Annotated in this window: 9 protein-coding genes; 2 read left to right on the forward strand and 7 right to left on the reverse strand. The window is 63.2% G+C overall.

Going from position 1 to position 12139, the window contains the following annotated elements:
- Nucleotides 1-25: 25 nt before the first annotated feature.
- Entirely contained in the window at nt 26-379 is a 354-nt protein-coding gene (locus ACK2SD_RS10580) for an SH3 domain-containing protein (protein ID WP_029614122.1), read from the forward strand.
- Between the two features lie 556 nt (nt 380-935).
- Here ACK2SD_RS10580 and ACK2SD_RS10585 read toward each other — a convergent pair.
- Both ACK2SD_RS10585 and ACK2SD_RS10590 read right to left on the reverse strand, forming a co-directional pair.
- Complete coding sequence (locus ACK2SD_RS10585) at nt 936-2339, reverse strand: diguanylate cyclase (protein WP_412462077.1); 1404 nt, start codon at nt 2337-2339, stop codon at nt 936-938.
- A gap of 162 nt (nt 2340-2501) precedes the next feature.
- Entirely contained in the window at nt 2502-4331 is a 1830-nt protein-coding gene (locus ACK2SD_RS10590; protein WP_412462078.1) for an SLC13 family permease, read from the reverse strand.
- A 189-nt stretch (nt 4332-4520) separates the two neighbouring features.
- Here ACK2SD_RS10590 and ACK2SD_RS10595 point away from each other — a divergent pair, with 189 nt between their 5' ends.
- Nucleotides 4521-6317, forward strand: coding sequence for a glycoside hydrolase family 15 protein (locus tag ACK2SD_RS10595; RefSeq protein ID WP_412462079.1), 1797 nt, complete (start codon nt 4521-4523; stop codon nt 6315-6317).
- A gap of 87 nt (nt 6318-6404) precedes the next feature.
- Here ACK2SD_RS10595 and nuoN read toward each other — a convergent pair whose 3' ends face one another.
- From nuoN to nuoJ, 5 genes are read right to left on the reverse strand one after another with little or no spacing between them, the layout of a single operon-like run.
- On the reverse strand, nt 6405-7874 hold the full coding sequence (nuoN, locus tag ACK2SD_RS10600) for an NADH-quinone oxidoreductase subunit NuoN (protein ID WP_029614119.1): 1470 nt from the start codon (nt 7872-7874) through the stop codon (nt 6405-6407).
- Nucleotides 7875-7881: 7 nt separating this feature from the next.
- Nucleotides 7882-9414: an NADH-quinone oxidoreductase subunit M gene (nuoM, locus tag ACK2SD_RS10605; protein WP_029614118.1), complete on the reverse strand. Its 1533-nt coding sequence runs from the start codon at nt 9412-9414 to the stop codon at nt 7882-7884.
- A 58-nt stretch (nt 9415-9472) separates the two neighbouring features.
- On the reverse strand, nt 9473-11326 hold the full coding sequence (gene nuoL, locus ACK2SD_RS10610; RefSeq protein WP_039578386.1) for an NADH-quinone oxidoreductase subunit L: 1854 nt from the start codon (nt 11324-11326) through the stop codon (nt 9473-9475).
- Nucleotides 11323-11631 carry an NADH-quinone oxidoreductase subunit NuoK gene (gene nuoK / locus ACK2SD_RS10615; protein WP_008096201.1) on the reverse strand — a complete coding sequence of 103 codons (309 nt, stop codon included), beginning with the start codon at nt 11629-11631 and terminating at the stop codon, nt 11323-11325. Before nuoK ends, nuoL begins: the two co-directional genes overlap by 4 nt.
- Nucleotides 11632-11634: 3 nt before the next feature.
- Complete coding sequence (gene nuoJ / locus ACK2SD_RS10620; RefSeq protein WP_039578378.1) at nt 11635-12135, reverse strand: NADH-quinone oxidoreductase subunit J; 501 nt, start codon at nt 12133-12135, stop codon at nt 11635-11637.
- Between the last annotated feature and the right edge of the window lie 4 nt (nt 12136-12139).

The following is a 12139-nucleotide window of genomic DNA, read 5'->3' on the forward strand; positions in this document are numbered from 1 at the left end:
TTCTCATTCAGCCAAGGAGTGGCGTGTGAACTACGTGGTCATCGAAAGGCATCGCAGCGAGTATCCGAAACCCATCAGCTTCGCACAGGGCGTGCGCTTGCAGATCGGTCAGCGCTATGAGGGAGACAAAGGCTGGGAGGATTGGTACCTGTGCCACTGTGCAGGTCAGGAGGCGGGATGGGTACCAGCGCAGGTGATAGAGCGCCTGGGAGTCGGCGAGGGCAGGGCGTTGGAGCCGTATTCGGCGCATGAGTTGGACGTCGATCCCGGTCAGGTCATGGTCGGGTTGCGGCCGCTCAATGGCTGGTTGTGGTGCCGCAGGCAGCGCAATGGCGAGCTGGGCTGGCTGCCGATGCACAAGTTGCGTCGACTGGACTGAAAGGCGTGTGCCGCACGGCATCTGATATGCTTTTTTTCCGCAAAGCTGAATCTGTAACCGTATCAGTGCAGGCCTGACAATAGCCCCCAAGCCCTGTAGTGCCAAGCATCATGCGCAGGGCAAGCGGGGCTGCACTGCAACCGTAGTGGGCAGCTCCGCCAATCAGTCCCTACTGTCTCGAGGTTCCAATGGGCAAGCTTGCGTTTTTCCTGGGTGGTTTCCTGCTGCTGACAATTGCGATTGGCCTGCTGGGCACCATTCCTCCGAGTTGAAACTCCCATTACTACAGCCTTTCGAGCCTGTCTCTGGTTGAGACGGGCTCGCGGCGTTTGTGCGTGAAGCTGTCTCACTGGAAAAGCATCAGCGACGGACGCTGTGCGATAAGTCGTTCTCCTGCCTGGGAATTCTGTCCACAGAAAACGTGGGCAGGTCTGTGGATAAAGCGCTGGAGACCAGAGGGGGAGCGGGCTTCGTTAGATTGAGCAGAATTTGTACAGCGTGTGAGGGCTAGCTCAGCGGCGTGACGGCTCCTGATACGGCTCAGGCGGCCGGCGATTCAAATCACCTGGCGCTGGGCCTGCTCCACCCGGTTGCGACCTTGCGCCTTGGCCCGATACAGCGCTTGGTCGGCGTCGGCCAGCAGGTTGTCCAGGCTGGAGGCCGGGCGCTGATCGCTGCAACCGCTGATGCCGATGCTCACGGTGACGCGCAGTTGCTCTTCGCCCTCACGCACCTGCAACTCCTGAACGGCGCGGCGCAAGCGTTCGGCGGTGAAGCTGGCCTGTTCCGGGAGCAGCCCCGGCACGACGATTGCGAACTCCTCGCCGCCCAGGCGGGCAAGCAGTTCGCCGTCATGCAACTGCGCCTGCAGTACCTGGGCGCATTCACGCAGAACCTGATCTCCAACCGCATGGCCATGCCGGTCGTTGATCGCCTTGAAATGGTCGATGTCGAGCATCATCAGGGTCAAAGGCAGCCTCTGACTGTGCTGTCGACGGCCTTCCAGCAAGGCGTTCGCTTGTCGGGTGAAAGCACTGCGGGTGAGGGCACCGGTGAGGTGATCGACGTTCGCCTGGTGAGCCAGGCGCGCCAGCAGCGCGCGGTTGGCGTGGCTGATACACGCCACGATCAACGGGCCGAGCACCAACATGGCGATGCCCAACCGTGCGGACATCAAGGCGGTCACTCCGGCCTGGCTCTGCGGCATGCTGAAGTGCATGAGGTTCTGCGCAACCGCCACGATCAGCGTGCTTCCTGCGGTCAGGGTCAACAGCGAAAGCAGGAACGGTGAATAGCTCAGGGCGCACCACAGCAAGGCCGAGATCGGGAAGGCGATCGCACCCGGACCGCCGAAGCCGATGCTCAGGGCCAACGAGGCCAGCAGCATGAGCAGGGGAGACAGGCTGATCCGCTGGCCACTGCTGCGCAGCAGGGCAGGCAGGGAAGGCGCGGTGAGCATGATCGGCAAGACCAGCACGCTGGTGGAGAACTGCTCGCTGAACCAGGCCATCCAGGTCGAGCGCAGCGATTGGTCGAACCAGGGTGTTGCCATAAGGCAGGCGAGCGTGGCGGCGACCATCGCGCCGGCCGCACAGGCGGCGAACGTGCGCAGTACGCCATGAGGGGTGCGTAGACGCCGATGCTGGCGCGGCAAGTTGACCAACAGACGCCAGAAGGTGATGACTGCGCCAACATTGCACAGATTGAACCACAGTGCCGGATACCATTGACTGCCGCACAACAGATCGGCACCCACCATCGCCAGGTACATCAGCGCAATGCCGACGAAACTGCCGTGGCGAGGATGGCGGAGCAGCACTCCGGCCAGCACCGCGTTCACAGGCCAGAATAGCGACAGCGATTCGATCGGCCGGGCCAGGATACCCCCGAGGGTCAAGGCGAAGGTCAGACCGAACAGCAGCAACGCAGGCAACAGGCGCGAATGGGCTGGAAAAACCATGAGCTCGACCACAAGCGAAAAGGTAGACCAGGACGACTGCGGCAACACCTGGGGCACGGCGTGAAGTGTGGTTCAAGCGATGAATTGATGTCAATTGGATATTATTTGGCACCTATCCTCGGTGATATCCGTTCATCGCAGCTCGAGTTTGAGCGTTGTGCGCTACAGACCATAAAACCAGGGCACCATGACCACGCTGACGACCATGACCAGCAGTGTGAACGGCACGCCCACTTTGACGAAATCGGCGAAGCGGTATTGCCCGGGGCCCAGCACCAAGGTGTTGACCGGTGAGGAGACGGGCGTCATGAAGGCTGCCGAGGCAGCCAACGCCACGATCATGGCGAAGGGATAGGGCGACAGCCCCAGTTGTTGCGCCGTGCTGACTGCCACCGGGGCCATCAACACTGCGGTGGCGGTATTGGAGATGAACAAGCCGATCAGCGCCGTAAGGGCGAACAGGCAGGCGAGTATGGCCTGCGGCCCGGCGCCACCGAGCAGACTCACCAGCGCCGTCACCGCCAGGTCGATACCGCCGGTCTTCTGCAGGGCCAGGGCGAACGGCAGCATGCCGACGATCAGCACCAGGCTTTGCCAGTGGATGGCACGATAGGCGCTGTTCATGTCGATACAGCGCCCGGCGCCCATCAGCAGACAGCCGATCAGTGCCGCGATGACATTGGGCACCAGGCCACTCACCATCAAGGCGATCATCACCGCCAGGCTGGCCAGCGCCTGCGGCGCCCTGGCGCGAGCTGGCGCCACCTGGTCGATTTCCGCGGGCAGGCTCAGGACGATGAAGTCCCGAGGCTCGGCTTGCAACTGGCGTACCGATTTCCACGGGCCGATGACCAGCAGGGTATCGCCCAGGCGCAGCTTCTCTTCTACCAGGGGCGTCTGCACTGCGTTCTGCTCGCGGCGCAGGCCGACGACGTTGAGGCCGTAGCGGCTACGGAAGCTCAGTTCGAGGAGGTTTTTGCCGATCAGTTGCGAACCCGGCGGCAGCGATACCTCAGCCATGCCCACTTCCTGCGATTGATCGATGAAGTAGGCGGCCTTGAAATGCAGGGGTTCGAGTTGCATGGCCTGGCACAGGCTGCGCAGGTTGTCGTGATTGGCGAACAGATCGAGCAGCAGCACATCGCCTTGGTGCAGCACAGTGCCGGAATCAGCAGCGATCACCCGGGTGGTGAACTTGTGCTGGCGTTCTATACCGACCACATTGGCGCCGTGTCGAGTCCGCAGTTCGAGTTCGCCGAGGGTATGCCCGATCAGGGGCGAGTGCGGGCGAATGCGCAGGCGGCGCTCGCGACCACTGAGTTTATAGTCCAGCACCAAGTCGAGCAGGGTCCGGCGAGTCTCGCTGCGTCCATCCTTGCGTACCTCACCGTTGAGCCAATGGCGAGTCAGCAGCATGTAGCCAATGCCGAGCACCAGCACCACCAGCCCGAACGGGGTGAAACTGAAAAAGCTGAAACCGGCCAGGCCATGGCGCACCAGTTCGCTGTGCACCACCACGTTGGGCGGCGTCGCCACCAGGCTGAGCATGCCGCTGATCAGACCGGCGAAGCTCAACGGCATCATCAGCCGGCTGGGCGACAGCTTCAGGCGCGCGGCAATGCTCAGCACCACTGGGATGAAGATCGCCACCACGCCGGTGGAACTCATCACTGCACCAAGCCCGGCCACCGCCACCATCAGCAGCACCAGTAAGCGCGCCTCGCTGCGGCCGGCGCGTTCGCTCATCCACTCGCCGATACGGTAGGCGATGCCGGTACGCACCAGACCTTCGCCGATCACGAACAAGGCCGCGATCAGCACCACGTTCGGATCGCTGAAGCCTGCCAGGGCCTGTTCGACGGTGAGAATGCCGGAGAGTGGCAGGAACAGAATCACCAGCAGCGCCACCACGTCCATGCGCGGACGGTTGACGATGAACAGGGTGACGACGACAGCGAGCAGGCCGAGGACCAGTAGCAGGTCAGAGGACATGGGGCAGGGTGATCCTTCACGGTTGGACAGGGAATGAAGCGCCACAGTGTGCCATGTGCACCGCTAGGCGTCGTTGACGTGTTGCAGGATTTGTCCGGCTGGGCAGCCCGCGCCTCGACCGATGGCGCAAAGCGGCCATTGCCGTGGTCACACGCAGAACGAACCGAAGCGCTTTCCCAAGGAGCCCCAATGCCCGCGCACATCGAAGACTATGCTTTGCTCGGCAATTGCCGCAGCGCCGCTCTGGTCAGCCGCGATGGCTCGATCGACTGGTTGTGTCTGCCGCGTTTCGACGCACCTGCGGTATTTGCTGCGCTGTTGGGTAATGAGGAGAACGGACGCTGGCGCCTGGCGCCCAGCGATCCTGTGCAGCAGTGCACGCGGCGCTATCTGGATGACACGCTGGTGCTGGAAACCGTATGGACCACCGCCGCGGGTCAGGCGCGGGTGCTGGATTGCATGCCCATGGGCGAACAGAACGCCGTAGTGCGTATCGTCGAGGGCATTTCCGGGCAGACCCACTTCGAACTCGATCTGGTGATGCGCTTCGATTATGGCCGCAGCGTGCCGTGGGTGGAGCGGCTCGATCCGCTGAGTCTCAGCGCGGTCGCCGGGCCCGACCGGCTGATCCTGCGCAGCACGGTGGGTTTGCATGCCATGGACCACCACAGCGTCTGCCGATTCCGGGTCGGCGCGGGCGAACGCCAGGTGTTCGCCTTGCGTCATCAGCCTTCGCACCTGCCGGACGAGGCGGACTTCGACGCCGACGAGGCGCTGGCCCACACCATCAGTCATTGGCAGTCATTCGCTGCACGCTGCCCCGACATCGGCCCGAACAGCGCGCTGGTGCGTCGTTCGCTGTTGATCCTCAAGGCGCTCACCTACGCCCCGACCGGTGGGATCGTCGCTGCGGCCACCACCTCGTTACCCGAGCGTATCGGCGGCGAACGCAATTGGGACTACCGGTTCTGCTGGCTGCGAGATGCGACCATGACCCTGCTGGCGTTCATGAACCTCGGTTACTTCGACGAAGCCCAGGCGTGGCGCGAATGGCTGCTGCGCTCGGTGGCCGGCAATCCGGAACAGATGCAGATCATGTATGGCCTGGCGGGCGAGCGTGACCTGGCCGAGTTCACCTTGCCCTGGCTGGCCGGGTATGAGCATTCCAGTCCCGTGCGGGTCGGCAATGCCGCCTCCGGGCAGCGGCAACTGGACATTTATGGCGAAGTGGCCGATGCCATGAGTCAGGCGCTCAAAGGGGGTCTACCACGACACCCGCGCAGCGCCGCCATCGCGCGGTTGATCATGCCCTATGTCGAGAGCATCTGGCGTGAACCGGACGAGGGCATCTGGGAGGTGCGCGGCGGGCGCCAGCACTTCGTGCATTCGAAGGTCATGGCCTGGGTCGCCTTCGACCGCGCGGCGAGTCTGGCTGAAACCACCGAAGAGGGCCGCGAGCAGGGACAGCATTACCGGCGGGTGGCCGAGCAGATTCATCGCGAGGTCTGTGAACAGGGACTCGATGCCAGTGGTCAGCATTTCGTCCAGGCCTACGGCTCCAAGGATCTGGATGCCAGCCTGTTGCAGATTGCGCTCACCGGTTTTTTGCCTGCCGAGGATCCGCGCTTTTTGCGCACGCTCGAGCAGATCGAGCAGCGGCTGATGAACAACGGCCTGTTGCTGCGCTACGACACCGACAGTGGCGGCGATGGCCTGACACCTGGGGAAGGTACCTTCCTGGTCTGTTCGTTCTGGCTGGCGGACGTTTATGTGTTGCTGGGGCGCCAGGAGCAGGCCCAGGCGTTGTATGACCATTTGACCGGACTGTGCAACGACGTCGGTCTGTTGGCCGAGCAATACGATCCGATCGGGCAGCGCATGCTGGGTAACTTCCCCCAGGCCTTCAGTCACATCGGTATCATCAACACCGCGCTCAATCTGCACAGGGCGCAGTGTCCGGCAAGGGATCGCGCGAGCAGCGGTTGACCTCGGCTGGACGATGCCTGGCGCAGTGCCTGCTCCTGAAACAAGACACCCCGCCGAAGCGGGGTGTCTTGTCTTGCGGTCAGTGTATCAACCGACCAGGTGCAGTCCAGCCTGCTGGACCAGGTCCAGCAGCGGCTGCGGGTACACGCCCAGCACGAAGGCGAGGATCGCCACGGCCAGCAGCATCACGCCACCGGCACGTTGTTCCCAACGCAGCGGTGCATCGTGGCTGCGCAGGTTCGGCTCGGCCAGGTACAAGGTGACCATGACCCGTAGGTAGTAGTAGACGCCGATGGCGCTGCCGATCACCAGGGCCCCGACCAGCCACCACAGTTGCGATTGCACACCGGTGGCGATGATGTAGAACTTGCCGATGAAGCCTGCCGTGAGCGGAATACCCGCCAGTGACAGCATCATCACGGTCAACACCGCCGTCAGGTACGGACGACGCCAAAACAGGCCGCGGTACTCGTACAGCGCGTCGGCGTCACGGCCGGCGTAGGGCGAGGACATCAGGGTGATCACGCCGAAGGCGCCGAGGCTGGTGATCACGTAGGTGACCAGGTACACGCCCATGGCTTCCATGGCCAGGCCTTTGCTCGCCACCAAGGCGATGAGCAGGTAGCCGAAGTGGGCGATGGATGAGTAACCAAGCAGCCGCTTGAGGTTGCTCTGGGTCAGTGCCAGCAAGTTGCCGACCAAAATCGAGGCTACTGCGATCACCGCCAGTACGGTGCTCAGCACGCCGCTGCTGGCAGCAGGGGAGAGCATGAACAGACGTACCACCACGGCAAATACCGCGACCTTGCTGGCGGTGGCCAGGAACGCGGCCACTGGCGCCGGAGCGCCTTCGTAGACGTCCGGGGTCCACAGGTGGAAGGGCACCAGCGACAGCTTGAAGGCCAGGCCAACCAGCATCATGCCCAGGCCCAGCTGGGCCAGCAGGCTCGGCATGCTGGTCGCGGCCAAAGCCTTGCCCAACTGGTCGAAGGTCAGGCTGCCGGCATCGGCGTACAGCAGCGCCATGCCGAACAGCAGGAAGGCCGAGCCCGCAGCCGACAGCACCATGTACTTGATGCCGGCTTCCAGTGAGCGCTTGTTGAAGAAGGCATACGCCACCAGGCCATAGACCGGAACCGACAGCAGTTCCAGACCGATGAACAAGCCGGCGAGGTGGTTGGCGCTGACCAGCACCAGACCGCCCAGGGCCGACATCAGCAGCAGCAGGTACAGCTCTTCACGGTTGCCTGGGAAACCTTTGGCGCCTTCGCCCAGGTAGGCGTGGGCCAGCGTCACGCAGGCCAGGGTCGCCACCAGGACGATCGCCATGTACAGGCAGGCGAACTTGTCGATGGTCACCAGGGAGGTGACCGCCAGTGGTGCCACTTTCAAGGCGGGCAGGATCGACAGCAGGGCCAGGTTCAGGCCCACCGTCGACAGCAGGAAGGTCTGCGAGTGATTGCGCTTGAAGGCGATCGCCAGCATCACCACCACCGTGGTGAGGGTGGTGATCAGCATCGGCGCCAATGCGATGAAGTGTTGAGTGGTGAATTCCATAGCGCTCTTACCGGGCCGAAGCGAGTTGAGTGAAAGCGGAACCGAGCCACTGCTGCACACCGCTCATGGTGGCGGCAGAGGTGTCGAGGAACGGCTGCGGATACACGCCCAGCAGGACCAGCAGTGCCGCCAGACCCAGCACCATGATCAGCTCGCGAGTGTCCATGCCGGCCAAGACGGTGTCAGCCTTGCTCGGACCGAAATAGGCGCGGTGGATCATGATCAGCGAGTAGACCGAACCAAACACCAGGCCAGTGGTGGCGATCACGGTGATCCATGGCACGTGGGCGAAGCTGCCGATCAGGATCAGGAACTCGCCGACGAAGTTACCGGTGCCTGGCAAGCCCAGCGACGCGGCGGCGAAGAACAGGCTGATGGCCGGCAGGTAGGCGATGCGGTGCCACAGGCCACCCATCTGGCGCATGTCACGGGTATGCAGGCGCTCGTACAACTGACCGGACAGGATGAACAGCGCGGCGGCCGACAAACCGTGGGCGAGCATCTGGATCACCGCGCCTTGCAGGGCCTGCTGGCTGCCGGAGTAGATGCCGATCAGCACGAAGCCCATGTGCGAGACGCTGGAGAAGGCGATCAGGCGCTTGATGTCGGTCTGCGCGAAGGCCAGGAAGGCGCCGTAGAAGATGCCGATCAGACCCAGGGTCATGGCGATGGGCGCGAACTCGGCCGAAGCATTGGGGAACAACGGCAGGGCGAAACGCAGCAGGCCGTAGGCGGCAGTCTTCAACAGGATACCGGCCAGGTCCACGGAGCCGGCGGTCGGCGCCTGGGCGTGAGCGTCAGGCAGCCAGGAGTGGAACGGCACCACCGGCAGTTTGACCGCGAAGGCGATGAAGAAGCCGAGCATCAGCAGGTACTCGACACCCGGCGGCAACTGCGCCTTGAGCAGGTCGCTGTAGTTGAAGGTGATCACGCCGGTGGTGTTGTAGTTGACCAGCACCAGGCCAAGAATCGCCACCAGCATGATCAGGCCACTGGCCTGGGTGAAGATGAAGAACTTGGTGGCGGCGTAGATCCGGGTCTTCTTGCCATCGGCCGAGCTGTGACCCCAGAGCGCGATGAGGAAGTACATCGGCACCAGCATCATTTCCCAGAAGAAGAAGAACAGGAACAGGTCCAGGGCCAGGAATACACCGACCACGCCACCGAGGATCCACATCAGGTTGAGGTGGAAGAAGCCGACGTGGCGCTGGATCTCTTTCCAGGAACACAGCACCGACAGCACGCCGAGCAGGCCGGTGAGCAGGATCATCAGCAGCGACAGGCCATCCAGGGCCAGGTGGATGCTGATGCCGAAGCGCTGGATCCACTGGACCTTGTATTCCAGCGCCCAGGCGGGCTCGGCGCCCGGAGCGGGGGCCAGGGTGTAGTTGCCGGTGCCCCACAGCCATAGGCCGATGCCGAGCAGCAGGGACATGGTCAGCAGCGCGATCCAGCGCGGCAGGGTGGCGCCGAAGCGCTCACCCAGCCAGCACAGGAAGCCGCCGATGAAGGGGATCAGGATCAGCCAAGGCAGAATCATGACGGGTTCGTTTCCTTTCGCAGAGTCGCAAGGTTCGCGAGGTTCGCAATATTCACGGTCATACCGCAGCCACAATCACGGCGCCGAGTACCAAGACGGCACCTACGGCGATGGAGGCGGTGTACCAGCGCAGCTGACCGGTCTCGGTCTTGCTCATGGCGACGTGGCCACCGCGAGCCATGCGAGGAATCAGGCCAATACCACGGTCAACCGGATCCTTGCGCAGAAGGTGGCTGATCAGCAGGTAAGGTTTGACGAACAGCTTGTCGTAGATCCAGTCGAAGCCCCAGGCCGCGAACCACCAGGCCGACAGTACGCGACCGATGCTGCTGTGGGCGATGGCGGTGACCAGACGACGCTTGCCCAGGAACAGCACGGCGGCCAGCAGGATGCCCGCCAAGGCGATGGCGCCCGAGGCGATTTCCAACGAGTGCTTGGCTGCGCCACCGGCGTGACCGGCGCTTTCCGGCAGCACGCCGGCCAGCGGCGGATGGATCCAGGCACCGACGAAGGTCGACAGCACGATCAGCACGCCCAGTGGCAGCCAGTGGCTGATGCCGTGGCCGGCGTGGGCTTCGGTCTTGGCCTCGCCGTGGAAGGCGATGAAGATCAGGCGGAAGGTGTACAGCGAGGTCATGAAGGCGCCCACCAGGCCTGCGTAGAGCAGGTTGGTGTTGCCACTGGCGAACGCTTCCCAGAGGATCTCGTCCTTGGAGTAGAAGCCCACGGTCAGGATCGGCAGGGCCGACAGTGCCGCGCCCCCGACCACGAAGCTGGCGTAGGCCAGCGGCAGTTTCTTCCACAGCCCACCCATCTTGAAGATGTTCTGCTCATGGTGGCAGGCCACGATCACCGCGCCGGAAGCGAGGAACAGCAGGGCCTTGAAGAAGGCGTGGGTCATCAGGTGGAAGATGGCCGCATCCCAGGCTCCTACGCCCAGTGCGAGGAACATGTAGCCAATCTGGCTCATGGTGGAGTAGGCGAGGATACGCTTGATGTCGGTCTGCACCAGTGCCGCGAAGCCGGCCAGCACCAAGGTGACACCCCCCACCACGCCGACCAGGTGCAGCACGTCCGGGGCCAGGGTGAACAGACCGTGGGTACGGGCGATCAGGTAGACGCCTGCGGTGACCATGGTCGCCGCGTGGATCAGTGCCGATACAGGGGTGGGACCGGCCATGGCGTCGGCCAGCCAGGTCTGCAGCGGCAACTGCGCCGACTTACCGACCGCACCCCCGAGCAGCATCAGGGTGGCCAGGACCATCCAGGTGTCGCCAGCCTGGAATTTCTGCGGCGCCAGTACCAGCAGTTCCTGAACGTTCAGCGTGCCCAGTTGGGCGAACAGGATGAACAGGCCGATGGCCATGAACACGTCGCCGATACGGGTGACGATGAAGGCCTTGAGAGCAGCGTTGCCGTTGTTGCGGTTGCTGTAGTAGAAGCCGATCAACAGGTACGAGCACAGGCCCACGCCTTCCCAGCCGAAGTAGATGAACAGCAGGTTATCGCCCAGGATCAGGAACAGCATGCTGGCGATGAACAGGTTGGTATACGAGAAGAAGCGCGAGTAACCGGCTTCGCCGCGCATGTACCAGGAGGCGAACAGGTGGATCAGGAAGCCCACGCCGGTGACCACGCCCAGCATGGTGACCGACAGGCCATCCAGGTACAGGGTGAAGTTCGGCGCGAAGCCGTCCACCGACATCCACTGCCAGAGCAACTGGCTGTACGCGCCACCGGCGGGCGGGGCGACGTTGAACTGCCAGATCACGTAGGCGGCGGTGGCGGCCGAGAGGCCAACCGAGCCGACACCGATCAGGGCCGACAGGTTCTCCGAGAACCGCCCGCGCGAGAACGACAGCAGCAGGAAGCCGATCAAGGGGAAGACGAAAGTCAGGAAGAGAAGATTCATCCGCGCATCTCACTGGCAGCATCGATGTCGAGAGTGTGGAAGCGGCGATACAGTTGCAGCAGGATCGCCAGGCCAATGCTGGCCTCGGCGGCTGCCAGGCTGATCACCAGAATGAACATCACCTGACCGTCGGGTTGGACCCAGCGGGCACCGGCGACGATGAACGCCAGGGCAGAGGCGTTCATCATGACTTCCAGACTCATGAGCACGAAGAGGATGTTGCGCCGGACCATCAGCCCGACCAGACCTAAGCAGAACAGGATGCCGGCAACCGCCAGACCGTGTTCGAGAGGGATAGCACCCATGATTTACTCCTTCGCCTCGTTGCGGCCCAGGTGGAAGGCGGTGACGGCCGCAGCCAGCAGCAGCATCGAGGCCAGTTCGACCACCAGCAGGTAGGGGCCGAACAGGCTGATGCCGACCTCTTTCGGGGTGATGGTGGTGCCGCTGATGGCGGCGCCGCTAGGTGCCACGAACAGCACGTAGAGCAGTTCCAGCAACAGCAGTGCGGCGAGAATCACCGGCCCCGCCCAGATGCCGGGCTTGAGCCAGCCGCGTTCCTGGGCGACCGAGGCCGGTCCCAGATTGAGCATCATCACCACGAAGACGAACAGCACCATGATGGCGCCGGCGTAGGCGATCACTTCCAAGGCGCCGGCGAATGGCGCGCCGAGGGCGAAGAAGATCATGGCTACAGAGATCAGCGAAATGATCAGGTACAGCAAGGCGTGCACGGGGTTGGTCCCAGTCACCACCCGAAGGGTGGAAACCACGGCGATCCCGGATGCGAAGTAGAAAGCGAATTCCATCTTT

This window comes from Pseudomonas sp. SC11 (assembly GCF_047039205.1).
GTDB classification, from domain to species: domain Bacteria; phylum Pseudomonadota; class Gammaproteobacteria; order Pseudomonadales; family Pseudomonadaceae; genus Aquipseudomonas; species Aquipseudomonas boreofloridensis.